The organism is Citromicrobium sp. JLT1363 (genome assembly GCF_000186705.1).
GTDB lineage: Bacteria > Pseudomonadota > Alphaproteobacteria > Sphingomonadales > Sphingomonadaceae > Alteriqipengyuania.
Genome location: NZ_AEUE01000003.1, coordinates 125,617 through 148,245, shown reverse-complemented (window position 1 = coordinate 148,245; position 22,629 = coordinate 125,617). Strand labels below are relative to the sequence as shown.

The 22,629-nt window shown below is 65.5% G+C and carries 24 protein-coding genes; 16 read left to right on the top strand and 8 right to left on the bottom strand.

The window, feature by feature from the left end:
* Positions 1–10: 10 nt before the first annotated feature.
* A complete protein-coding gene (locus tag ADAD_RS0105250; protein WP_010410628.1) occupies positions 11–1,054 on the bottom strand; it encodes a bifunctional transcriptional activator/DNA repair enzyme AdaA in 1,044 nt (347 codons plus the stop codon).
* 80 nt (positions 1,055–1,134) lie between these two features.
* On the opposite strand from ADAD_RS0105250, the gene ADAD_RS0105245 reads away from it, so the two are divergent.
* From ADAD_RS0105245 to ADAD_RS15565, 10 genes are all read left to right on the top strand, one after another.
* Complete coding sequence (locus ADAD_RS0105245; protein WP_010410625.1) at positions 1,135–2,793, top strand: S1 family peptidase; 1,659 nt, start codon at positions 1,135–1,137, stop codon at positions 2,791–2,793.
* An 8-nt stretch (positions 2,794–2,801) separates the two neighbouring features.
* A complete protein-coding gene (locus tag ADAD_RS0105240) occupies positions 2,802–3,356 on the top strand; it encodes a hypothetical protein (RefSeq protein WP_010410623.1) in 555 nt (184 codons plus the stop codon).
* A 158-nt stretch (positions 3,357–3,514) separates the two neighbouring features.
* Positions 3,515–4,069 (top strand): F0F1 ATP synthase subunit delta, encoded by a 555-nt coding sequence (locus ADAD_RS0105235; protein ID WP_029139925.1) that lies wholly within the window; start codon positions 3,515–3,517, stop codon positions 4,067–4,069.
* A 45-nt stretch (positions 4,070–4,114) separates the two neighbouring features.
* On the top strand, positions 4,115–5,644 hold the full coding sequence (gene atpA / locus ADAD_RS0105230) for a F0F1 ATP synthase subunit alpha (RefSeq protein ID WP_010410615.1): 1,530 nt from the start codon (positions 4,115–4,117) through the stop codon (positions 5,642–5,644).
* A gap of 24 nt (positions 5,645–5,668) precedes the next feature.
* Positions 5,669–6,550, top strand: a complete 882-nt coding sequence (locus ADAD_RS0105225) for a F0F1 ATP synthase subunit gamma (RefSeq protein ID WP_010410611.1) — start codon at positions 5,669–5,671, stop codon at positions 6,548–6,550.
* 64 nt (positions 6,551–6,614) lie between these two features.
* On the top strand, positions 6,615–7,139 hold the full coding sequence (locus tag ADAD_RS0105220) for a hypothetical protein (protein WP_139020348.1): 525 nt from the start codon (positions 6,615–6,617) through the stop codon (positions 7,137–7,139).
* 173 nt (positions 7,140–7,312) lie between these two features.
* The gene (gene atpD / locus ADAD_RS0105215; protein ID WP_010410608.1) at positions 7,313–8,782 is read left to right on the top strand and encodes a F0F1 ATP synthase subunit beta; all 1,470 of its coding nucleotides are present in this window, start codon (positions 7,313–7,315) and stop codon (positions 8,780–8,782) included.
* Between the two features lie 4 nt (positions 8,783–8,786).
* Positions 8,787–9,275: a hypothetical protein gene (locus tag ADAD_RS0105210; protein ID WP_010410607.1), complete on the top strand. Its 489-nt coding sequence runs from the start codon at positions 8,787–8,789 to the stop codon at positions 9,273–9,275.
* A 4-nt stretch (positions 9,276–9,279) separates the two neighbouring features.
* Positions 9,280–9,537: an ATP synthase F1 subunit epsilon gene (locus ADAD_RS0105205; protein ID WP_010410605.1), complete on the top strand. Its 258-nt coding sequence runs from the start codon at positions 9,280–9,282 to the stop codon at positions 9,535–9,537.
* 25 nt (positions 9,538–9,562) lie between these two features.
* Positions 9,563–9,922 (top strand): VanZ family protein, encoded by a 360-nt coding sequence (locus ADAD_RS15565; RefSeq protein ID WP_033193195.1) that lies wholly within the window; start codon positions 9,563–9,565, stop codon positions 9,920–9,922.
* A gap of 3 nt (positions 9,923–9,925) precedes the next feature.
* Here ADAD_RS15565 and ADAD_RS0105195 read toward each other — a convergent pair whose 3' ends face one another.
* From ADAD_RS0105195 to glmU, 3 genes are read right to left on the bottom strand one after another with little or no spacing between them, the layout of a single operon-like run.
* Positions 9,926–10,177, bottom strand: a complete 252-nt coding sequence (locus tag ADAD_RS0105195; RefSeq protein ID WP_010410601.1) for a hypothetical protein — start codon at positions 10,175–10,177, stop codon at positions 9,926–9,928.
* Positions 10,178–10,196: 19 nt separating this feature from the next.
* Entirely contained in the window at positions 10,197–10,823 is a 627-nt protein-coding gene (locus ADAD_RS16300; RefSeq protein ID WP_192807574.1) for a hypothetical protein, read from the bottom strand.
* A complete protein-coding gene (gene glmU, locus ADAD_RS0105185) occupies positions 10,820–12,175 on the bottom strand; it encodes a bifunctional UDP-N-acetylglucosamine diphosphorylase/glucosamine-1-phosphate N-acetyltransferase GlmU (RefSeq protein ID WP_010410599.1) in 1,356 nt (451 codons plus the stop codon). The genes ADAD_RS16300 and glmU overlap by 4 nt, the downstream gene beginning before the upstream one ends.
* 60 nt (positions 12,176–12,235) lie before the next feature.
* On the opposite strand from glmU, the gene ADAD_RS0105180 reads away from it, so the two are divergent.
* The 5 genes from ADAD_RS0105180 to ADAD_RS0105160 all read left to right on the top strand — a co-directional run bounded on the left by ADAD_RS0105180 (position 12,236) and on the right by ADAD_RS0105160 (position 18,338).
* Entirely contained in the window at positions 12,236–12,931 is a 696-nt protein-coding gene (locus ADAD_RS0105180; protein ID WP_010410596.1) for an HAD hydrolase-like protein, read from the top strand.
* Positions 12,932–13,054: 123 nt separating this feature from the next.
* Positions 13,055–15,205 (top strand): prolyl oligopeptidase family serine peptidase, encoded by a 2,151-nt coding sequence (locus tag ADAD_RS0105175; protein WP_010410595.1) that lies wholly within the window; start codon positions 13,055–13,057, stop codon positions 15,203–15,205.
* Between the two features lie 148 nt (positions 15,206–15,353).
* On the top strand, positions 15,354–16,283 hold the full coding sequence (locus ADAD_RS0105170) for an SDR family NAD(P)-dependent oxidoreductase (protein WP_010410592.1): 930 nt from the start codon (positions 15,354–15,356) through the stop codon (positions 16,281–16,283).
* A gap of 122 nt (positions 16,284–16,405) precedes the next feature.
* Positions 16,406–17,071, top strand: coding sequence for a DUF4328 domain-containing protein (locus ADAD_RS0105165; protein ID WP_010410590.1), 666 nt, complete (start codon positions 16,406–16,408; stop codon positions 17,069–17,071).
* 103 nt (positions 17,072–17,174) lie between these two features.
* Complete coding sequence (locus tag ADAD_RS0105160) at positions 17,175–18,338, top strand: hypothetical protein (protein ID WP_010410588.1); 1,164 nt, start codon at positions 17,175–17,177, stop codon at positions 18,336–18,338.
* Between the two features lie 82 nt (positions 18,339–18,420).
* Here ADAD_RS0105160 and ADAD_RS0105155 read toward each other — a convergent pair whose 3' ends face one another.
* Genes ADAD_RS0105155 through ADAD_RS0105140 form a run of 4 tightly spaced genes read right to left on the bottom strand, consistent with a single transcriptional unit; the run spans position 18,421 to position 21,441 of the window.
* Positions 18,421–18,774 (bottom strand): DUF2794 domain-containing protein, encoded by a 354-nt coding sequence (locus ADAD_RS0105155; protein WP_010410584.1) that lies wholly within the window; start codon positions 18,772–18,774, stop codon positions 18,421–18,423.
* Positions 18,774–19,478, bottom strand: a complete 705-nt coding sequence (epsC, locus tag ADAD_RS0105150; protein ID WP_010410581.1) for a serine O-acetyltransferase EpsC — start codon at positions 19,476–19,478, stop codon at positions 18,774–18,776. Before epsC ends, ADAD_RS0105155 begins: the two co-directional genes overlap by 1 nt.
* Positions 19,479–19,507: 29 nt before the next feature.
* Positions 19,508–20,113, bottom strand: a complete 606-nt coding sequence (locus tag ADAD_RS0105145) for an HdaA/DnaA family protein (protein WP_010410577.1) — start codon at positions 20,111–20,113, stop codon at positions 19,508–19,510.
* Between the two features lie 47 nt (positions 20,114–20,160).
* Positions 20,161–21,441, bottom strand: coding sequence for a hypothetical protein (locus ADAD_RS0105140; protein WP_033193193.1), 1,281 nt, complete (start codon positions 21,439–21,441; stop codon positions 20,161–20,163).
* Positions 21,442–21,513: 72 nt separating this feature from the next.
* Here ADAD_RS0105140 and purM point away from each other — a divergent pair, with 72 nt between their 5' ends.
* Complete coding sequence (purM, locus tag ADAD_RS0105135; protein WP_010410573.1) at positions 21,514–22,626, top strand: phosphoribosylformylglycinamidine cyclo-ligase; 1,113 nt, start codon at positions 21,514–21,516, stop codon at positions 22,624–22,626.
* Positions 22,627–22,629: the final 3 nt, after the last annotated feature.

Below are 22,629 nucleotides of genomic sequence, written 5' to 3'. Positions count from 1 at the left end.
GCGACAGTCCTCATTCGTCGCGCTCGCGCTTCAGCAACTCCTCCTTGATCTTCGTCCCGTAGGCATAGCCGCCCAGCCCGCCATCCGCGGCGATCACACGGTGGCATGGGATCAACACAGCGACATTGTTCGCACCGTTGGCTCCGCCCACTGCGCGGCTGGCGTTCGGTTTGCCGAGCGCCGCGGCAAGCTCGCCATAGCTGCGCGTCTCGCCCGGCGGGATTTCGCGCAGGGCCTGCCAGCACGCCTCCTGGAAGGCCGTGCCCTGTACGTCGAGCGGAATGTCCGCGCCCGTCCCCGGCCGCTCGACCGCGGCAACCACCCGCCGGAGCAGCTGCGCGAAATCGGCCCCGCCCTCCACCAGTTCCGCATGGGGGAAGCGGGCTCGCAGCGCGTCTTCGCGCTCGCCGAAAGAGAGGCGGCATACGCCCCTGTCGGTGGCGGCGACCAGCATGGGGCCCAGTGTCGTTTCCACCACCGCCCAGCGGATCGTCACTCCCCTGCCGCCATTTTTCCATGCGCTCACGCTCATCCCCATCCTGCCCTCCATCGCCGCGTAGAAGCGGCTGGGCGCTTCGTAGCCGGCATCGTAGATCGCATCGGTCACGCGCGGAGCGCCCGACAGCGCGTCCCGCGCCCGCTCCTCCTTCAGCGCACGCGCATAGGCAGCAGGCGAAAGCCCGACGGCCCGCTTGAAGACCCGCTGGATGTGGGTGGGCGAATAGCCCGTAATGGAGCCCAGTTCGTCCAGCGTAGCGCGCTCTCCCCCGCGAATCGCGTCGATCGCCGCGCGCACCGCCGCCTCGTCGCGCGCAATATCGTCGGGCAGGCAGCGCTTGCACGGCCTCAGCCCCGCCGCGCGCGCCTGCGCCCCGTCGGCGAAGAACCGTACATTCTCGCGCGCGGGATGCCGCGCCGCGCAGCTCGGACGGCAATAGATGCCGGTGCTCATCACGCCGGTGACGAACTGCCCGTCGAACGCCCGGTCGCGCCGCAGCACGGCAGGCCACGCCTGCTGCTCGTCGATCGGCGCTTCGCTTTCATCTTTCGTCATGACCTTGCTCTTAGAATAGTGACGGATTCGCCGCATCCCGAAGCTTGCGGCCAAATCCACCGACGTTCAAATAGGCCGCCATGACGCGAATCCTCTTCTTTCTCGCCCTGGCGCTGGCATCGCTGGGCCTCGCCAGTGCCGCCCATGCCGAAGCTGCCGATATCGACGCAGCCGCACGCGGCGTCGTGCGGGTGGTGATCTTCGACAAGGCCGTGGAGGATACGGGGGAGGAACAGCTCTATCCGGTCAGCCACGGAACCGGCTTCGCGGTCTCGCCGCAGCGGATCATCACCAACGCGCATGTCGTGCGCGAGGCCATGTCCGCCGGCCCCTTCGGAGAGGATCGGGTGATCGGTATCGTCCCGCCCGATGGCGATGCGCCCGCCTTCGCCCGGATCGTGGCGATAGACCCGGGCACCGATCTCGCGCTGCTGGCCATCCAGGGATCGCTGCGCATGCCCCCGCTCACGCTCGCTGCCAACAAGCCGGGCGGCAGCGGCGATGCCGTGACCTCCGTGGGCTATCCCATGAACGTGGACCGCGCGCAGGGGCTCTCGATCCAGGACATCGTGCGCTCGCAGCCGCCGGTGAAGAGCCGGGGCTTCATCTCGGGCGAGCGGCCCAGCCGCCAGTTCGACACGATCCTGCACACCGCCCCCATCGCGCGCGGCAATTCGGGCGGTCCGCTGCTGGATAATTGCGGGCGCGTGCTGGGGGTCAATTCCTTCGGCGCGGAGAGCGACGGGACCGACGCGGAATTCTACTTCGCGGTCTCGAATCGCGAACTGCTGCCCTTCCTGCGCGCGCACAACGTAAACCCCCGGCTCAACGATCTGCCCTGCCGCAGTCTGGCCGAGCTGGACGAAGCCGAGCGCCAGCGCCGCGCCGCCGCCGCGCAGGCCGCGCGCGAACAGATGGAGGCCCGCTCCGAAGCGGCGAGCGAAAGGCGGGCCCGCCTCCAGCTCGAAGCCGAGATGGAAGTTCAGGAAGAGCGCGAGAATCGCATCGCACTTTCCCTGCTGTTGCTGATCGCGGCCATCGGGCTCGGCGTGCTCGGCTACATGCTTGCCCAGCGCCGCGAGCGCGAGCTGGCGAGCGGGGAAGCACTGCCCGACGAAGCGCTTGAAGACGATCCGGAATGGGATAGCGATGCACGCAAGGGCCTTCCCGAATGGCTGCCTGCCGCGTGCTACGCCCTGGCCGCAATCTGCGCGGTGGCCGCAGCCGCACTCTACCTCACCCGCCCCGGGCTCGACGCGATCGACCGCCGGGTGGCGGCAGCGCTGGAAGAGGAAACCGGCAGCCAGCAAGCCGGAGACGATGCCGCGCTGGCGAATGCCGGCAAGTTCGTGTGTACGCTGGAGCCCGTGCGCAGCCGCGTGACGGGCGATGCGCAGAAGTCGGTCTCGCTGCGCTGGTCGGCGGATGGCTGCGTGAACGGGCGCACGCAATACGGCTTTGCCGGCGGCCAGTGGGCGCGCGTATTCGTGCCCAACGAGGAAGATATCGTCAGCGTCGCGCGCTACGACCCCGAAACCCGCACCTACCGGGCGGACCGCTATCTGCTGTCGCGCGAAGCCATTGCCGCCGCGCGCGAGGCACGCGGTTCCTATTCGGCGCCGTCCTGCGATGCGCCCGACGGCGCGGCGGAGCTGGGCCGACGGCAGGACGCGGTGCTGGCCGCCCTTCCCTCCCAGCCGAACGAGCGGCTGGTCTATACCTGCCAGCCTGCGGACTGACCTGAACGATGGAACAGGCGCTCGTCCTCATTTCCATCGTGCTCGGTGTCGCCATCACCTTCGAACTGGAGAATCTCAACCGGCTGGTCCGCGCGCCCAATGTCCGCTGGCATTGGGCACAGCCGATCTTCGCAGTCTTCGCGCTGATGATTGTGCTGATGTTCTGGTGGATGATGGCGAATCGCGCCGATGGACGATCCATCACGCTTGGCGAATTTCTGCCGATCATGGGGTTGCTGGTGGTCATCGTGCTGATCGCGGCGGCCGCCCTGCCCGACAGGGTGCCGGAGGAGGGTCGGCTCGATCTCGGCGAATATTACATGGTCAACCGGCGCTATCAGTGGTCGCTCGTCCTCATACTCGTCGCGACGGTCGGCGGGAGTTGGCTCGCGACACTCTTCACGCGCTACGGATTCGTCCAGGGGATGATCCGCGGCTGGGGCGAATGGCTGCCGATGCTGCTCGTCGGATGGATGATCTTCGCCGACAAATGGTGGAAGGTGGGCGCAGGTTACGTAGCGATGTCGTTCATTCCGATCGCATGGCTTTCCCGAACGCTCTGACGTGCGACCCACGAATCACACCCCCTCGGCTTGCGCTTCTGAAACCCCAATGCTAGGCGCGCGCCAGCCTTGCCGGGGCGGCCCCCTTTACGCTTAGGATGCGGCCCCGTACGGCAAGTACCGCTTTCGTTTTTCCGAACCCGAAGAGGAACCCAGGCGTGGAGATTTCCGCCGGTATTCAGGCTAGCCTTGCAGGACGCTACGCTGTTGCCCTGTTCGAGCTCGCCTCAGAGGACGGCGTAGTGAGCCCGGTCGAGAGCGATCTCGACACGCTTGCCGCCGCGCTCGACCAGTCATCCGATCTCGTCGGGCTGACCACGAATCCGCAGCTCGGCCGCAAGGCCAAGATGGCGGCGATCGAAGATGTGGCCAAGCTGCTCGAACTCAATCCGCTCACCCGCCGCTTCCTCGGCGTGCTGGCGGAGAACCGCCGGCTGGCGGAACTGCCGCGCATGATTCGCGCCTTCCGCGAAATCGCCGCCGCGCAGCGTGGCGAAGTCAGCGCGCAGGTCATCAGCGCGCACCCGCTGGCGGAAGACCAGATCGCTTCACTCAAGAAGAAACTGACCGCGCGCGAAGGCCGCACGGTCAAACTGACGCACAGCGTCGACCCGGACATGCTCGGTGGCCTGATCGTCACCATCGGTTCCCGGCGGATCGACGGTTCGATCCGCACCCGTCTCAACGCGCTTACGCAGGCAATGAAAGGCTGACAGTCGCCTCCTTTTCGGGAGGGCTGTCGATGAAAGGCTAAGGCAATGGATATTCGCGCCGCAGAAATCAGCAAGGTCATCAAGGACCAGATCGCCAACTTCGACGCATCTGCGCAGGAAAGCGAAGTCGGCACCGTGCTCTCCGTAGGGGACGGGATCGCCCGCATCCACGGGCTGGACCAGGTCCAGGCCGGCGAAATGGTGGAGTTCCCCGGCGGCGTGAAGGGCATGGCCCTGAACCTGGAAGCCGACAACGTGGGTGTCGTGATCTTCGGCTCGGACACCAACATCAAGGAAGGCGACACCGTTCGCCGCACCGAAACCATCGTGGACGTGCCCGTGGGCAAGGGCCTGCTGGGCCGCGTGGTCGATGCGCTGGGCAACCCGATCGACGGCAAGGGCCCGATCGAATCGACCGAACGTCGCCTGGTCGAACAGAAGGCCCCCGGCATCATCCCGCGTCAGGGCGTGCACGAGCCCGTGCAGTCGGGCCTCAAGGCGATCGACGCCCTCGTCCCCGTCGGCCGCGGCCAGCGCGAGCTGATCATCGGCGACCGCCAGACCGGCAAGTCCGCCGTCGCGATCGACACGTTCATCAACCAGCGCGATGCGCACAAGGGCGATGACGAGAACGAGAAGCTGTACTGCATCTACGTTGCGGTCGGCCAGAAGCGCTCGACCGTCGCGCAGATCGTCAAGCAACTCGAAGAAAACGGCGCGATGGAATACACCATCGTGGTCGCCGCGACCGCATCGGAGCCCGCTCCGCTGCAGTACCTCGCGCCCTACACCGGCGCCGCGATGGGCGAGTTCTTCCGCGACAACGCGATGCACGCCGTGATCGTGTACGACGACCTTTCCAAGCAGGCCGTCGCCTATCGCCAGATGTCGCTGCTGCTGCGCCGCCCGCCGGGCCGCGAAGCCTATCCGGGCGACGTGTTCTACCTCCACAGCCGCCTGCTCGAACGCGCGGCGAAGATGAGCGACGAACAGGGCGCCGGCTCGCTGACCGCGCTGCCGATCATCGAAACGCAGGCAGGCGACGTGTCGGCCTACATCCCGACCAACGTGATCTCGATCACCGACGGGCAAATCTTCCTCGAAACGGACCTGTTCTACCAGGGCGTGCGCCCGGCGATTAACGTCGGCCTGTCGGTCAGCCGCGTGGGCGGTGCCGCACAGACCAAGGCGATGAAGAAGGTCTCGGGCTCGATCAAGCTGGAGCTGGCGCAGTACCGCGAAATGGCGGCGTTCGCGCAGTTCGGTTCCGACCTCGACGCTTCGACGCAGAAGCTGCTCAACCGCGGTGCGCGCTTGACCGAGCTGCTCAAGCAGCCGCAGTTCTCGCCCATGCCGTTCGAAGAGCAGACCGTGTCGATCTTCGCGGGCACCAACGGCTATCTCGACGATGTCGCGACCGACCGGGTGACCGAATATGAAACGCAGATGCTCAGCTTCATGCGTCACGAACATGCGGACGTTCTCAAGGACATCCGCGAAAGCAAGAAGTTCGAAGACGACGTGAAGGACCGCACGGTCAAGGCGCTCGACGCTTTCGCCAAGCAGTTCGCGTAAGCCCTAGAAGGACAGGGAGCCGAGATGGCTAGCCTCAAGGAACTCAAGGGCCGGATCAAGTCGGTCAAGTCGACGCAGAAGATCACCAAGGCCAAGCAGATGGTCGCGGCGGCCAAGCTGCGCCGTGCGCAGGAGGCCGCCGAGGCCGCGCGCCCCTATGCGGAGCGGCTGAACGCGGTGATGGCCAGCCTGGCGGCCAAGGTGGGTGACAGCGCATCCGCGCCCAGGCTGCTCAGCGGCACGGGATCGGACCAGCGCCACCTGCTGGTGGTGATCAACACCGACAAGGGCCTGTGCGGCGGCCTCAACGCCAATATCGTGAAGGAAGCGCTGAAGAAGGCGCGCGGCCTGATCTCCGATGGCAAGCAGGTCGAATTCTACCTCGTCGGCAAGAAGGGCCGCGCACCGATCAAGCGCAGCAATGTTGCCGATGTAGCCGAACAGTTCGACACGTCCGACGTGCGCGACCCCGGCTTCGACGAGGCGGAAAAGATCGCCAACGAGCTGCTCGAGATGTTCGAGGCAGGCAAGTTCGACGTCGCGCACCTCATCTACCCGATCTTCAAGTCGGCTCTGGCGCAGGAACCGGTGACCCAGCAGCTGATCCCCGTGCCCCCGCCCGAAGCCGATGCCGTCTCGACGGGCGGCGATGCCGTGGTCGAGTACGAGCCGGGCGAGGAGGAAATTCTCGAGGAACTGCTGCCCCGCTACGTGCGCACGCAGCTGTTCGGCGCGCTGCTCGAACTCGCGGCTTCCGAACAGGGCGCCTCGATGACCGCGATGGACAACGCGACGCGCAACGCGGGCGACCTCATCAAGGACCTCAACATCGAATACAACCGCAGCCGCCAGGCCGCGATTACGACCGAACTGATCGAAATCATCGCTGGCGCGGAGGCGTTGTGATTCGACCGAATTCCCGCACATCGGTTTTTGGTGTAGGGTTGGGCCTCAAGCCAAGGAGCGCCCTATGATCGCCAGTGCTACTAAAGTATTCGCTGCAGTCGGATTTATGGCAATTGCCGGCTTCTGGGCGCCCAATGTTCTCAACGCCGCCCAGACGGATGGCGTATCGACCGGCTCGATCAGAGGGACGGCCAGCGCGGCCCTCAATGGAAGCACTCGACAATGTGGGCGAAGCAGCGCCATCGCTCTTTCTCCGGTCGATGAGGATTCCGAGCGCTTGGTTCGTGAAGTCTTCGGGGGGGCCGACCAAGGCCGTACTTCGGTCGAAGAGGACCGCGAACTGCTTGGCGACTTGATCTTGAAACTGCCAGTCGTCACTCAAAACAGTCATTGCGAATATGGCCAGTTCGAGTTCAGCAATGTTCCTGCCGGGGAATATTTCGTGTTCGCAAACCTGAATAACACGGGGACGAGAAGGCTCAACTACAACCCGGGCGAAATCTTCGATTTCGATGACTTCGAAGGCATCATCATCATGCAGAGGGTGAAGGTCGAGGCTGGAGACACTGAAGTGATACGTCTCAGGTAGGTTCATTGTCGGGACGCGAAATTGGTCGCGCAGCTTAGGCAAAAAATCAGAAGATCCCGCAAATTCGGGGTCTTTCATACATAGGGCCGACCAAGCAAGACGGGCCCTTAATAAACTACCTCGGTCTCTCGTGGACAGAGGCCAACAAGGACTGAAAAGGCAAGGACTGATACATGGCCACCGCCGCTACAACCACCACCAAGCCCAACCTGACGGGCAACGGCACGATCGCCCAGGTGATCGGCGCCGTCGTCGACGTGCATTTCGAAGGCGAACTGCCGCCGATCCTGACCGCGCTCGAAACCAAGAACGGCGACAACACGCTGGTTCTCGAAGTTGCGCAACACCTCGGTGAAAGCACCGTTCGCACCATCGCGATGGACGGCACCGACGGCCTCACCCGCGGCAGCGAAGTGGTGAACACCGGCGCGCAGATCTCCGTGCCCGTCGGCCCCAAGACGCTCGGCCGGATCATGAACGTGATCGGTGAAGCGATCGACGAGCGCGGCCCCATCGGTGCGGAAAAGACCGCCCCGATCCACGCCGAGGCTCCCGAATTCGTCGACCAGTCGACCGAATCGAGCATCCTCGTCACGGGCATCAAGGTGATCGACCTGCTCGCCCCCTACGCCAAGGGCGGCAAGATCGGCCTGTTCGGCGGCGCGGGCGTCGGCAAGACCGTGCTGATCCAGGAACTGATCAACAACATCGCCAAGGGCCACGGCGGCGTGTCCGTGTTCGCGGGCGTGGGTGAGCGTACCCGTGAAGGTAACGACCTCTACCACGAATTCCTCGACGCGGGCGTCATCGCCAAGGATGCCGATGGCAATGCGATCTCCGAAGGGTCGAAGGTGGCGCTGGTGTTCGGCCAGATGAACGAGCCTCCCGGTGCGCGTGCCCGCGTGGCGCTGTCCGGCCTGACCATGGCGGAATATTTCCGCGACGAGGAAGGCCAGGACGTGCTGTTCTTCGTCGACAACATCTTCCGCTTCACGCAGGCCGGTTCGGAAGTGTCCGCACTGCTCGGCCGTATTCCTTCGGCCGTGGGCTACCAGCCGACGCTGGCGACCGACATGGGCAACCTGCAGGAACGCATTACGTCGACCAACAAGGGCTCGATCACCTCGGTGCAGGCCATCTACGTGCCTGCGGACGACCTCACCGACCCTGCGCCTGCCACCTCGTTCGCCCACCTTGATGCGACGACCACGCTGAACCGCGCGATTTCGGAGCTGGGCATCTACCCGGCGGTCGACCCGCTCGACTCCACCAGCCGCGTGCTCGAACCGCGCGTCGTGGGCCAGGAGCACTACGAGACGGCGCGCAAGGTCCAGGAAACGCTGCAGAAGTACAAGAGCCTGCAGGACATCATCGCCATTCTGGGGATGGACGAACTGTCCGAAGAGGACAAGCTGACCGTGCAGCGCGCGCGCAAGATCCAGCGTTTCCTCAGCCAGCCGTTCCACGTGGCCGAGGTGTTCACCAACATCCCGGGCCAGTTCGTGCAGCTGGAAGACACGATCAAGTCGTTCAAGGCGGTGGTCGACGGCGAATACGACCACCTGCCCGAAGCTGCCTTCTACATGGTCGGCGGGATCGACATGGCGGTCGAGAAGGCCAAGAAGCTGGCCGAGGACGCGTAAGCACATGGCCACGGAGCAGCAGGCACCGGCCCCCATCGGGGTCGACCTTCTGCTCCGGCGGCTGTTGCAGCTGGGGATCGCCGATTTCCTGCTGATCTCCGCCTTCGACATCCATCGCTGGCGGCGCGAGAACTGGCAGAATTTCGAGGAAATGTTCCAGATCGCGGCGCGCATGGTGTTCGACCAGCCTGCCCAGCCCGTCTGGCTCTACGCCTTCGCCTTCCCCTTTGTGGCCGCCAATTTCGGCTGCATGGTCCAGTGGCTTCGCGGCAAGCGCGCGCCGATCATGGTTCCGCTGTTTGCCATCAGCGCCATCGCCATTGCCGCAATGCCGCTGGCGGCGTGGCAGACGGTGGTCCACCGGATGATCTGGCCGGACATTCTGAGCTTTATCGGCTATGGGATCGGCGGCGCGATTGCGATCATTATCGGGCTGCGGCTCGACAGCACATCACAGGCCGCCGCCATGCGGCAGCCCGCTACGGAGATTTGACAAGATGCCCCTCCATTTCGAACTGGTGACCCCGGCCCGCCACGTGCGCAGCGACGATGTCCACATGGTCGTCGTGCCCGGTACCGAAGGCGAATTCGGCGTGCTCGAAGGCCATGCGCCCTTCATGTCGACGATCCGCGACGGCGCGGTGCAGATCTTCAAGACCGCCGGTGCCAGCCCCGAGACGATCGAGGTGCGCGGCGGCTTCGCCGAAGTGGGCGAGAACGGGCTGACCATCCTCGCCGAACACGTGGAGAGCTGATCGCCGCTTCCGGCGACACCTACCAATGTCCCGTATCGCCATGAACCGTCCGTTGGTCTGGCTGGCGCGTTTCGCGCTGGTCGTGGCCCTCTGCAGCGCTTTCGTCATCGCCCTCGTCCCCAGCAGCGGCAGCGCGGGACACATGAACGACAAGCTGCTGCACGCGATGACTTTCTTCGGCCTGGGCGGGCTGGCCAGTGCCGGCTTCCGCCGTCGCAGCGGTGTGGGGATCTTCATCTTTCTGACGATCTTCGGCGGTCTGATCGAGATCGCGCAGTGGTTGACGGACTGGGGCCGCTCCGCCGAATGGGCCGACCTTGGCGCGGACATGGCCGGCGCCTTCATCGGTATCGTGATGGCCCGGATCCTTACCCGGCTCCCCTGACGCTCAGCGCGTAGGCGCGTGGAAATCGGGCGGCTTGTCCGCGATCCAGGCCACGAATTTCGCGACCGTCTCGTTCTCCTTCAGCCGTGCCGGATCGTCGCCGATCCGCGCCAGCTGCGCATTGGTGAAATTCGCGTGGATGGTGCGATGGCAGATCGGGTGAACCGGCACCGTCACACGCCCCTTCTTCGCTTTGGGCACGGGATGATGCCACTGCAGGCGGCTTTCGACGGGCCGCCCGCACAGCCAGCACACCAGCGGGCCGCCCCTGCCCTCAATCGACGGCGTAGAAGATATCCTTGCTTACTCCGCCATAGGATTCGCCAGCCATCACATCGACCGCTTCTACCCGGGCCGTGCATTGCCGGTCCGCCACGACCTCTTCGTCCCGCACGACGAGAACGCCATCGGTGAATTCGGGATTGTTCGGCTCTCCCGACGCGAAATTGGTGCGTATCGTCCGGCTGTAGACAATATAGCGAACCGGGCCCTTGGCGAACTGGATCTGCGATTCCCCTCCACCGGAGTAGGGCGTGTTGGAAAAGCGCCCGCCGGTCAGCATGATTTCCGCAGTGTCCGAGCCGTAGCGATACTGCGCAACGGGATTGCCCTGCGCGTCGCTTACGCCGCAGACCGCGATCTGCTTGCGCCCCGCCTCGCAAAAGAAAAGCGTCTGCTCGTCCTGCGAGCAGGCGACCGGCTGGGCCATCTGCTGCATGGCCTGCTCTGCCACCTGTGCGTCGTCCGCAGCATTGCTGTCGGCGCCTTCGGGCGCCTGGGAGGCGGGCGTATCCTCGCGCGATTCAAGGTCGGCCGTGTCGAGCTGGTCGGCCCCGTCACCCGTCTGGTCGCACGCCACGATAGACAGCGCGGCCGCCGCCATTAGCCATGCATGCTTCATTTGCCCTGCCCCGCCTTTTTCTTCTTCATCGTGTCGTGGAAGCGATCCGCCCAGCCCGGCTTGATGGACTGTTCGGCGCGCTCCATCCGCAACTCGCCCGCCGCAACGTCGCGCGTCACCGTGCTGCCCGCCGCCACGATGGCGTCCGCGCCGATGGTCACGGGTGCGACCAGTGCCGAATTCGATCCGATGAAGGCCCGCTCCCCGATCACGGTCTTGTACTTGAAGTAGCCGTCGTAATTGCAGGTGATCGTGCCCGCGCCGATATTCGCGCCTGCGCCGACTTTGGCATCGCCCAAATAGGTGAGGTGGCTCGCCTTGGCGCCTTCGCCCAGCGTCGCCTTCTTCATCTCGACAAAATTGCCGACGAAGGCGTCCTTTTCCAGTACCGCACCCGGCCGCAGGCGCGCGTAGGGGCCGACCTGCGCGCCTTCGCCCACCGTGGCGCCCTCCAGATGGCTGAACGCCTTGATATGCGCGCCGTCGGCGATCCGCACGCCGGGGCCGAAGACGACATTGGGGTCGATCGTCACATCGCGCCCGATTTCGGTATCGTAGCTGAAGAACACCGTTTCGGGCGCGCGCAAAGTCGCGCCGCCCGCCATCGCTTCCTCACGCTTCAGATCCTGCCACTGCGCTTCGGCGCGGGCGAGTTCGGCGCGGCTGTTGATCCCCGCGACCTCGCCCGGATCGCTCGCGGTCACCGCCGCGCAGGTGTCGCCATCGGCAATCGCGATATTGACGATATCGGGCAGGTAATATTCGCCCTGCGCATTGTCGTTGCCCACGCGGCGCAGCAGATCGAACATGTCGGCAGCGCGCGCGGCCATCAGGCCCGAATTGCACAGATTGCACGCACGCTCTTCTTCGGACGCGTCCTTGAATTCGACCATCTTGGCGATCTTGCCTTGGTCGTCCGCGATCACGCGGCCATAGGCGAGCGCGTCTTCGGGCTCGAAGCCCAGCACCACCACCTTGGGCGCATCCTCGGCATGCAGGCGGTCGAGCATCGCCTGCATCGTCTCGCCGCGCACGAAGGGAACGTCGCCGTAGAGCACCAGCACGTCGCCGGTGAAATCGCCCAGCGCGTCCTCCGCCTGCTGGACCGCATGGCCGGTGCCTAGCTGCGGCTCCTGCACGCGCGTCTGCGCTTCCTCGCCCAGTGCGGCCTCCAGCTGTTCGCGCCCAGCGCCGACCACCACGACCTTGTGTTTCGGCCCAAGCGTATCGAGTGAGTCGATCAGGTGATGCAGCATCGGGCGCCCGGCAATCGGGTGCAGCACCTTGTGCAGATCGGATTTCATGCGGGTGCCCTTGCCCGCGGCGAGGATGATGGCGGCGAAATCTCTCATAACCGGCGCTGTGCCACCATCGGCTTGCAGAATGAAGAAGGTTTCGCCACGCGAGGGCGCATGAGTGATTTTCCTTTTGACGCGATCGGCCTCGATCTGGACGGCACCCTGCTCGACACCAAGGCAGACCTCGCCGCCGCAGTGAACCATGCGCTGGCCGAAGGCGGATACCGGCAGGTGCCCCCCGAAAAGGTGGAAGGCCTGATCGGCGGCGGCGCGAAGGTGATGCTGGCCCGCGCGATAGAGCATCAGGGCGGCAGCCTGGAGCGCGAGGATTTCCGCCCGCTCTACAAGACCCTGCTGCGCTATTATTCGGAGCACAACGCAGTCCACACCGCGCCCTTCCCCGGCGTGATCGAAACGCTGGACGCACTCGCCGCGAAGGATGTGAAGCTGGCCGTGGTGACGAACAAGTTCGAAAGTTTCGCGGCCGAAATCCTGGACCAGCTGGGCCTTTCGGACCGTTTCGTGACGCTGATCGGGGGTGACAGCCTGGGCAAGGACGCCGAAGGAAATTTCCGCGCCAAGCCCGCCGCCGATCCGATCCACGCCGCAATCGAGCGCTGCGCCGCCATTCGCCTCGCCTTCGTGGGCGACAGCACGTACGATGTGATGGCCGCGCGCGCCGCGCAGGTCCCGGTGGTGGCGGCAGGCTATGGCTATTGCGACAGGCCCGCCAATGAACTGGGCGCGGACGCGGTGATCGACCGGTTCGATGCGCTCATCCCCGCGCTGGAGCGCCTCGGGTCATCGTGATGCGCGAGGTCAATCGACCAACTCACGGTCCCGCCCGTCGAATGCCATTGGCAAGCGGGACAAGCCGTTGGACAGTCCTGCGATTTTTTATCGATCCGAAACGACACCCTGGGGGATTCGCTTATGAAACCGGTATCCATTCGCGCGCTTGGCGTGGCACTCGCCGCATCGATGGCGGGCGCACCGCTGGCCGTCGCACCTCTTAGCGCACAGGACACCAACGCCGTGGTCGAACCCGAATTCGAAGCCGAGAACGATCCCTTCATCTGGCTGGAGGAAACCCGCAGCGATCGCGCGCTCGAATGGGTCGAGGCCGAGAACGAGAAGACGGTCGCCGCCCTGCAGTCCGACCCCCGGTTCGAGGAACTGAAGGCCGAAGCGCTGGCCATCTACGACGCAGAGGACCGCGTTCCGGGCGTCAGCTTCACGCATTACGGCATGGTCAATTTCTGGCAGGACGCGAAGAACCCCAAGGGCATCCTGCGCCGCACCACGCTGGAAAGCTGGCGGACCGACAATCCTGAATGGGAGACCATCCTCGATATCGACGCGCTGGCGGCGGAAGAGGGCAAAGAATGGGTCTATGGCGGGATGAACTGCCTCCCGCCCGACGGCACGCGCTGCATGGTCTACCTGTCCGACGGCGGGAAGGACGCGAGCATCGCGCGCGAATTCGACCTCGAGACGCTCGATTTCGTCGATGGCGGCTTCGAGCTTCCCGAGAGCCAGGGCAGCGCCAGCTGGGTCGATCGCGACACGCTGCTGGTCAGCCGCGATTTCGGCGAAGGCACGGTGACGGAGAGCTTCTACCCCTTCACCACCCGCGAATGGAAGCGCGGCACCCCGCTGGAATCCGCGAAGGAAATCTTCCGCGGCGAGCCGACCGACGTTTCTGCCGGGGCCTATCTGCTGCGCGACGGCGAGGGCACGATCCACGCGCGGATCGGCTATCGCGGCATCTCCTTCCACGAACGCGAATATTTCGTGGAGCATGATGGCGAGTGGGTGAAGCTGGACCTGCCAGCCAAGGCCGGCCCCTTCGGCATCATCGACGGGCACATGCTGTTCACCACCGATGTCGACTGGGAATCGAACGGCGTGATGTTCCCGGCGGATTCGATCGTTGCAGCCGATCTGGAGGAATGGAAGGCCGACCCCAACGGCGCGCAGAAGGTGCTCGTCTGGGCGCCGGGCGAACGCCAGACCAAGCGCGGCGGCGCGTCGACCAAGTCCAGCATGTATGTCTCCATCCTCGACAACGTGAAGGGCAAGGTCCTCAAGTTCGATTACGAGGACGGCGGCTGGGGCTGGACCGAGATCGACCTGCCGAAGAACGCCACGGTCGGCGTTGCCACCGCGTCGGACGACACCGACCAGATCATGTTCACCTCCACCGATTTCCTCTCGCCCGGCACGTATTACTATGCCGAGGACGGGGTGAACCTGGAGGTCGTGAAGGAAAGCCCCACCCGCTTCGACGCGGAAGGGATGACGATCGAACAGTTCGAAGCGGCCAGCCCGGACGGCACCAGGATCCCCTACTTCCTCGTGAAGCCGAAGGGCATGGAGATGGACGGCAGCACGCCGGTGCTGATGGGCGGCTATGGCGGCTTCCAGGTGCCGCGCCTGCCCTCCTACCTCGGCAGCACTGGCAAGATGTGGCTGGAGCGGGGCAATGCCTATGTCCTCGCCAATATCCGCGGCGGCGGCGAGTTCGGGCCGAACTGGCACCAGAGCGCCATTCGCGAGAACAAGCAGCGCACGTGGGACGATTTCATCGCCGTGGGCCGCGATCTGGTTGAACGCGGGATCACCAGCCCCGAGCATCTGGGCGTAGAGGGTGGCTCGCAGGGCGGGCTGCTGGTCGGCACCGCCTTCACCCAGGCGCCGGACCTGTTCAACGCCGCGATCGTCCAGATCCCGCTGTTCGACATGCTGCGCTACCAGTATATCGGCCGCGGCGCGTCGTGGATCGGCGAGTATGGCGACCCGCGCATTCCCGAGCAGCGCGCATGGATCGAAGGCTATTCGCCCTACCAGAAGCTGTTGGAGGAGAAGGACTACCCACGGGTGTTCTTCGTCACCTCCACCGCCGACGATCGCACCCATCCCAGCCATGGGCGCAAGGCCGCCGCGCGGATGTCCGCGCAGGGCGATGATTACCTCTATTACGAGGATACCAAGGGCGGCCACTCGGGCGGCGTCGACAACGAACAGCGCGCTACCCTGCGCGCAATGCAGATGGTCTACCTGCTGCAGCAGCTGGCAGACTGAGGCGCCGCAAAATGGCAGGCCGCGCGATGCAGGCGCGGCCTGCCCCTACGGCATCCGGCGCTTGCTTCGGCGGTGTTGCCAGAATGGCCGGAACCTGCCACTCCGCTGCCGATTTTCTTACTAGAAACGCCAAGCGGAGAGTCCCCTCATGAGCATCTCGTTCAAAGACAAAGTCGCCATTGTAACCGGTGCAGGCGGCGGCCTTGGCCGTGCCTATGCGCTCGAACTCGGACGGCGCGGCGCGAAGGTCGTGGTGAACGATCTGGGCGGTTCGCGTGACGGCACCGGGTCTTCCGACGCGGCTTCGGCAGTGGTCGAGGAAATCGAGCGCGCGGGCGGCGAAGCGATGGCCAACGGCGCGTCGGTCACCGAATACGAGCAGATGGAAAAGATGGTCGCCGACGCCAAGCAGAAGTGGGGCGGCGTCCACGTTCTTATCAACAATGCCGGCGTCCTGCGCGACAAGAGCTTCGCCAAGATGGAGCCGGCCGATTTCGAATTCGTGGTCGACGTGCACCTCAACGGATCGGCCAACGCCACCAAGGCCGTGTGGGAAACCATGCGCGAACAGGCCTATGGCCGCATCCTGATGACCGCCAGCTCCACCGGCCTGTTCGGCAATTTCGGCCAGGCGAACTACGGCGCGGCCAAGCTGGGCCTTGCCGGCCTGACCAAGACGCTCCAGCTCGAAGGCGCGAAGTACAACATCAAGGTCAACACGCTGGCGCCCGTCGCGGGCACGCGGATGACCGAAGACCTGTTCCCCAAGGAAGCCTTCGAGCTGTTCGCGCCGGAAAACGTGGTTCCCGCCGCGCTCTACCTCGTCAGCGAAGATTCCCCGACCAACGCCATCGTCGGCGCGGGCGCGGGCGGCTTCCACTCGGCATGGGTGGTGATGAACGACGCAGTGTGGCTGCCCGAGGGTGAGCGCACGGTCGAAGGCTTTGCCGAGAACTGGGACAAGATCAGCGAACAGTCCAACCTCAAGGCCCCGCAGTCGGGCCAGGAGCAGTCGGGCGCGATCCTCGCTGCCATGCAGAAGGTGACGGGCAGCGGGCCGGGCAGCGCACGCGGCTAAGCCAAAAACCCGAAGGCCCCGCGCTCTTTTTCGATAGCGCGCCGGGCCCGATCGGAATATTCATCCCTCGGGGGGGCAGGAGAGCCGCGCACCAGTCGGCGATCCCTCCGGGGGATTTTTGCATGACCACAACCGAATACCCGGCCGCGACCGGCACGGATAACGACTTCGCGCGGCTGAGCTCGCGCGCACGCAACGCCGAATATGCCATTTTCGCCTATATCGGAATCTCGGCGATCGTCCTGGTGTTCGAGCTGCTCGAACTGGCCGGCCTCGTCGACCTGATGAGCCTGACCCCCGGCCCGCTGGAAGACGCCTACGGCCTCGCCGCCATTCTCATGTTCGTGATCTTCGTCGGCTCGGTCGTGCTGGTGAGCATGTGGATTTACCGTGCGCACGCCAATCTGAGAGATCGCGGGATCGAGATGGAAACCTCGCCCGGCTGGGCCGTGGGGTGGTTCTTCGTGCCGATCATGAACCTGTTCAAGCCGTTCCAGGCGATGCGCGAATTGTGGAGCGAGAGCCACTTCGAGAGCGACAGCTATGGCGACCCGGCACCCGGCGCGATCGGCGCGTGGTGGGGGCTCTGGATCGTTGGCAACATCCTCTCGAACGTGAGCCTGCGGATGACGTCCTACGGCACCGGCGACAGCATCACCATCGCCATTGCGCTCTCCGTCGTGGCGGGCGCGATGCTGATCGCCTGCGCGTTCCTGCTGCGCACCATCATCCGCGACATCACGTCGGCACAGAATACCGAGGTGAACATGCGCGCAGTGTTCGAATAGGGCACGCGTGCCGGGAAGGCGAACGCATACCGTCGTGCTGTATTGACAGCGTAATACACCAGTCCTAGCCTTTTGCGCTGAACAGGCAGGGGAGGCTTGGCCGGTGTATTCCGAAGACGATATCAATTCCGCCGTCGCGGCGGGCGCGCTGAGCGAGGATGCTGCCGCATCCTTCCGCGCGCACATGAGCGAGGTGCGCGGCATCTCGCGCGGGGACGAGGAGAACTTCAAGCTCCTCAATTCCTTCAACGACATCTTCGTCGCCATCGGCATCGCCATCATGCTGTTCGCCGCAGGCGCGATCGGACAGCAGCTGGGCAACATGCTCGTCGAGGTTCCCGCGTGGGACTGGGGAAGCGAGTGGACCGAAGCCGAATACCAGGCTTACCAGCAGCTTTCCGGTCTGCGAACCGCGACGCAGATCGCCATCGCCGCCGGGCTGATCGCGCTCACATGCTGGCCGCTGGCGGAATTCTTCACTTTGCGCCGCCGGATGGCCCTGCCCTCCATCATCCTGCTGCTCGGCTTCGTCGGCGGCGTGTTCGTCGGCTGCACCGCGCTCGGCGTGGCGCTTGTCGGTACCGAACAGAGCGAACCGATCGCGGGCTATTTCGTGGCCGGAGCGGGCGTGATTGCCGCGCTGGCCGCATGGCTGCACTGGCTGCGCTTCAAGGTGCCGATCACGGTGGCGGCAGGCTCCGCAGCGCTTGCCGCGACGCTGATCGGCCTGATTGTCGCTGCACTCGAACCGACCGGTCTCGACCAGGGCGATGTCGCCCTGTGGCTCACCTTCGTGGCCGGACTGGCCATCTTCGCCTTCGCGATGGTGTGGGATCTGAAAGACCCGGCACGCACGACGCGGCGCAGCGATGTGGCCTTCTGGCTGCACCTGCTCGCCGCGCCGATGATCGCGCACCCGATCTTCTACACGCTGGGCGTAATGGGCGGTTCGGAAATCGGAGTGGGCAAGGCGATCGCCGTGCTGGCGATCTACATCGCCTTCGGCATCGTGGCGCTGATCGTGGATCGGCGCGCGCTGCTCGTCTCCGCGCTGATCTACGTGCTGGTGGCGCTGGCCTTCCTGTTCGACCGCTTCGGCGCGGTGGAACTGACCGTGGCACTCACGGCACTGGTGATCGGGTCGGCGCTGCTGTCGCTCTCGGCCTTCTGGGCACCGATCCGCCGCGGCGTGATGGGGATCGTACCCGAAGACTGGCGCGATGCCCTGCCCAGCAGCGAGCGTGATCTGGTCGCCGCTCCAGCCTGACCAGCGCGCGATTGGGAGAAAAGAAAAGGCCCGCCATCGCTGAAGATGGCGGGCCTTTTGTCATGCGGCTCGCAGCGAGGCCCTAGTCGTCGATGGCCTTGACCAGCCGCCGTTCCAGCGGGGCCAGCACGCCCGCCAGATCGTGCCCGCGCTTGAGGACCTGCCCGTGTTCGCCGAAAAGCGTCCACATGCCCTGCCGGTTGCGCAGCGAGGGGCGCTTTTCCACCCGCGCCTGCGGGCGTTCGGCGGTGCGGCGAAACGCCGCGAAGCTGGCGGCATCGCGTCCGAAATCCATCGCATAGTCGCGCCATTCGCCCGCCGCGACCATCCGGCCGTAAAGATCGAGGATGCGCATCAGCTCTTCCCGCGCAAAGCCCACCTGATTTGGCTTCGATCCGGGGAAGGCGAGCACGGTGCCGCCTGGATTGCCGACCATCAGCTACCCGTTCCGCTGCGCCGGGGTTCGTCGGATTGCGCGGCCTTGAGCGCTTCCACCTCGGCGCGGAGCGCAGCCATTTCCGCCTCCAGCGCGTCGGTCCGTCGCTTGCCGCCGATCGTCTGATCCTCGCACGGTTCGTCGCATGGCGTGCCATAGGGGATGAACTCGCGCAGCCATTCCTCCGCCGGGACCAGCGTGGAGCGCGCCTTCATGCCGATCATCGTCGCGCCGTCGGGCACATCGTCGGTCACCACGGCATTGGCCCCGATGCGCGCGCGTTCGCCGACCGTGATCGGCCCGATCACCTGCGCGCCCGAACCGATGATGGCATAATCGTTGATGGTCGGGTGGCGCTTGCCCGCCTTGCCGTTGGTCGGGTTGGTGCCGCCCAGCGTCACGCACTGGTAGATCGTCACCCAGTCGCCGATCTCCGCGGTCTCGCCGATCACGGTGAAGCCATGGTCGATGAAGAAATACCGCCCGATCTTTGCGCCCGGATGGATGTCGATCGCGGTCAGGAAGCGCGAGAAATGATTGACCAGCCGGGCGAGGAAATACAGCCGCGCCTCGAACAGCCAGTGCGCCAGCCGATGCAGGCCCAGCGCAAGCACGCCCGGATAGAGCAGCACTTCCCACCGCGAACGTGGCGCGGGGTCCCGCTTTTTCACGGAGTCGAGATAGTCGATCAGACCCACGAACATCGTCTCACGAGTGTTTCACCCTTCATTCGCTAAATCAAGCGGCCTTGCGCGGGACCATCGACGTATTCGAGGGCATCGCGGCACAGATTACGTGTGGGCCGCGCCTGTCGTTCCAGAGCGAGACGGTCCAGCGTGGCCACGAAGCGTTCGGCCGCCGCGAAGCTGCGCGTCATGCGCGGCACCACGTAGGCGAGCGCATCTTCGGGCAGGACGAGCCCGCGCCGCTCCGCATGGCTCACGATCAGATCGCGCATCATATCGTCGTCCGGCGTGCCGATCTCCAGCGCGAGCGCGGCGCCCAGCCGCGACCGGAGATCGGGCAGCGCGATCTCCCAGCCTTCCTCGCCATCAATGTCGGCGTCGGGGATCAGCAGCAGCGGCGTGCCGTCTTCCTGCGCGCGGTTCCAGCGGTGGAACAGCGCCGTCTCGTCGATGGTGTCGGCGCCGTCGATGGTCTCTCCCAGCCCTGCGGCAGCGAACCAGCGGCCCAGCAGCGTCTTGCCCGAACCGGCGGCCCCGCGCAGGATCGCGGTGCGGAAAGGCCAGCCCGAGGGATCGCGCAAGGCTTCGACCACCGCCTGATTCGCGTTGCCGATCACGATGCTGTCCGGATCCCCCTCCCGCGCCGGGGGCAAGGGGAGCGCAATCTGCGAAACGGATCGACCCACGCTGGTCCTCCGCTCTAGCGGCTGATGGTGAGATTGGTGCCCGCGCGCTGGACGTTGTAGCCGCGCGAGGCGATCGCGCCGACCAGCTCGTCGAGGGTGCCGGCATAGCTCACGCTCATCACCGAAGTCCCGCCGATCGCGGTGCTGGAAACCGACGCACCGCGCACGCCCGGCGTGCCGCGCACGGCCGCAAGCCCTGCGTCGAAAGCGGAGGCGTCGGGCGTCGGGAAGTTGATGAACAGGTTGATGACGCTGGCGCCCTCGCCCCCGGCGGCCGCGCCCGCCTGCGCGGTATTGGCGTCGGCCACGTCTTCCTCTTCCTGAGTCTGTGTCGCCGCGTTGCGCGCAGCCTCCGCGCGGGCAAGGATCGCGCGGCTCTGTTCGATCAGGCGGGCGATCTGCGAATCCATCATGCCCGAACCGCGGCTGAGCGTGGGATCGGGCTTGATCGTGCCCTCCGCCAGCGCTTCCACGAACATCTCGTCGAACCGCGCCACCGCCCGTTCGAGCATCGCGGGCAGTTCGCGCGGGCTTTTCGCGCGCAAGGTGAAGCTGCCCAGATATTCGTTGTCGGGTCCGTGCCGCGCGGTGAAGCGCCCGGTCACCGGCCCGCCGGGGAAGCTGTAATCGATCTCCGCAATCGGCACGAGCACGTCGGCTGCGCCGAACTGGTCGAGGATGGTGGCCCACCAGTTGCGGCTGCGGCGGCCCGTCTGGCCATAGGTGAGCAGGAGCGATTCGCCGCCCGCGCCGGTGGGGCGGACATAGTCGATCCGGCTGGCGCCGGGCTGGTATTCGGCCCAGGCGCGCTGCCACGGATTGACCTGCTGGTACATCAGTTCGCTGCCCGCGCTCAGCGTAACCGGCAGCAGCAGCATGGGCGCAGACCGGCGCGTCTCGCCCGAACGGCCGAGATAGCCCGCCGCCTTCTGCCGGTCGAACGCCACGCCCAGCGTTGCGACATAGCGCCGGGGGCCCGCTTCCTCGTGCTGGATCACGATGGCCGAGACGAGGCCCATCAGCTGGCCGTCCGAAATATCGGGCCCGCCCAGCTTTTCCCACGCCTTGCGCTGTGCTTCCTTCCACGCGGTCTGCCGCGCTTCCTCCGCCGTGTCGGCGGTGACGTTCACCTCGATCCCGCCCACGTTGATGTCCGTGCTGGCCATCAGCGGGGCGATCCCGCGATCCCCTTCCACCTGCGCGAAGGCGCCGCCCGCATACAGCGCGGCGAGCCCGCCCAGAAGGGCGAGCAGGACGAGTGCGATGCGCGGCAAGGGGGTGGCTGGGAGAGTCATGGGGGAAAGCTGGCAGCCTTTTGCCCAAGTGGCGATGGATTTCCAAGCGCGAAAGCGTAAGACGTGGCCCGCATGAGCGATGCAGACAAAGCCGACGGCACAAAAAGCTACACCTACGAAGGCGCAGGCGTCTCGATCGAGGCGGGCAATGCCCTCGTCAAGGCGATCGGACCGCTTGTCCGCGCGACCGCGCGACCGGGCGCGGATGCCGAACTGGGCGGCTTCGGTGCCTTCTTCGATCCGAAAGCCGCCGGGTTCAAGGACCCGCTGCTGGTCGCCGCGAACGACGGCGTGGGCACCAAGCTGAAACTGGCCATCGATCACGACCGGCACGACACCGTGGGCGTCGATCTGGTGGCGATGTGCGTGAACGACCTGATCGTGCAGGGCGCAGAGCCGCTGTTCTTCCTCGATTATTTCGCCACCGGCAAGCTGGAGAGCGGCGTCGCCGAACGCGTGATTGCGGGGATTGCGGAAGGCTGCAAGCAGGCGGGATGCGCGCTGGTCGGCGGCGAGACCGCCGAAATGCCGGGCATGTATTCGCCGGGCGACTATGACCTTGCGGGCTTCTGCGTCGGCGCGGTGGAGCGTGGGGCGCAGCTTACCGGAGAGCGAATCGCACCCGGCCATGTGCTGCTGGGGCTCGCCAGTTCGGGCGTGCATTCCAACGGCTTCTCGCTGGTACGGCGACTGGCCGGGGACAAGGGCTGGAAGATGGACCGCCCCGCCCTGTTCGACCAGGACAAGCTGCTGGTCGACCACCTGATGGAGCCGACGCGGATCTACGTCGCCAGCCTGCTGCCGCTGATCCGTGACGGGCTGATCGACGGGCTGGCACACATTACCGGCGGCGGCCTGCTGGAGAATATCCCGCGCGCCCTGCCCGATGGCACCCGCGCGAAGGTCCACGCATCGCGCTGGCCGCTGCCGCGCCTGATGTCTTTCCTGCAGGCGCAGGGAAACATCGAGCCGGGCGAGCTGGCGCGCACTTTCAACTGCGGCATCGGCATGGTGCTGATGGTAACGCAGGAGAACGCGCAGGCAGTTACCGAAAGGCTGACGCAGGCGGGCGAAACCGTGTTCGCCATCGGCGAGGTCGAGGCGGGGACGCGCGGCTGCGATGTCGACGGAACGGCAGGCCTGTGGTCCGCGCAGAGCGACTGGGTCGCCCAGCATGATCACTGAGAC

Coding starts and splice junctions, on each gene's coding strand:
- ADAD_RS0105250 (WP_010410628.1), bottom strand. CDS start 1,054: ATGACGAAAGATGAAAGCGAAGCGCCGATCGACGAGCAGCAGGCGTGG.
- ADAD_RS0105245 (WP_010410625.1), top strand. CDS start 1,135: ATGACGCGAATCCTCTTCTTTCTCGCCCTGGCGCTGGCATCGCTGGGC.
- ADAD_RS0105240 (WP_010410623.1), top strand. CDS start 2,802: ATGGAACAGGCGCTCGTCCTCATTTCCATCGTGCTCGGTGTCGCCATC.
- atpA (WP_010410615.1), top strand. CDS start 4,115: ATGGATATTCGCGCCGCAGAAATCAGCAAGGTCATCAAGGACCAGATC.
- ADAD_RS0105225 (WP_010410611.1), top strand. CDS start 5,669: ATGGCTAGCCTCAAGGAACTCAAGGGCCGGATCAAGTCGGTCAAGTCG.
- ADAD_RS0105220 (WP_139020348.1), top strand. CDS start 6,615: ATGATCGCCAGTGCTACTAAAGTATTCGCTGCAGTCGGATTTATGGCA.
- atpD (WP_010410608.1), top strand. CDS start 7,313: ATGGCCACCGCCGCTACAACCACCACCAAGCCCAACCTGACGGGCAAC.
- ADAD_RS0105210 (WP_010410607.1), top strand. CDS start 8,787: ATGGCCACGGAGCAGCAGGCACCGGCCCCCATCGGGGTCGACCTTCTG.
- ADAD_RS0105205 (WP_010410605.1), top strand. CDS start 9,280: ATGCCCCTCCATTTCGAACTGGTGACCCCGGCCCGCCACGTGCGCAGC.
- ADAD_RS15565 (WP_033193195.1), top strand. CDS start 9,563: ATGTCCCGTATCGCCATGAACCGTCCGTTGGTCTGGCTGGCGCGTTTC.
- ADAD_RS16300 (WP_192807574.1), bottom strand. CDS start 10,823: ATGAAGCATGCATGGCTAATGGCGGCGGCCGCGCTGTCTATCGTGGCG.
- glmU (WP_010410599.1), bottom strand. CDS start 12,175: ATGAGAGATTTCGCCGCCATCATCCTCGCCGCGGGCAAGGGCACCCGC.
- ADAD_RS0105180 (WP_010410596.1), top strand. CDS start 12,236: ATGAGTGATTTTCCTTTTGACGCGATCGGCCTCGATCTGGACGGCACC.
- ADAD_RS0105175 (WP_010410595.1), top strand. CDS start 13,055: ATGAAACCGGTATCCATTCGCGCGCTTGGCGTGGCACTCGCCGCATCG.
- ADAD_RS0105170 (WP_010410592.1), top strand. CDS start 15,354: ATGAGCATCTCGTTCAAAGACAAAGTCGCCATTGTAACCGGTGCAGGC.
- ADAD_RS0105165 (WP_010410590.1), top strand. CDS start 16,406: ATGACCACAACCGAATACCCGGCCGCGACCGGCACGGATAACGACTTC.
- ADAD_RS0105155 (WP_010410584.1), bottom strand. CDS start 18,774: ATGGTCGGCAATCCAGGCGGCACCGTGCTCGCCTTCCCCGGATCGAAG.
- epsC (WP_010410581.1), bottom strand. CDS start 19,478: ATGTTCGTGGGTCTGATCGACTATCTCGACTCCGTGAAAAAGCGGGAC.
- ADAD_RS0105140 (WP_033193193.1), bottom strand. CDS start 21,441: ATGACTCTCCCAGCCACCCCCTTGCCGCGCATCGCACTCGTCCTGCTC.
- purM (WP_010410573.1), top strand. CDS start 21,514: ATGAGCGATGCAGACAAAGCCGACGGCACAAAAAGCTACACCTACGAA.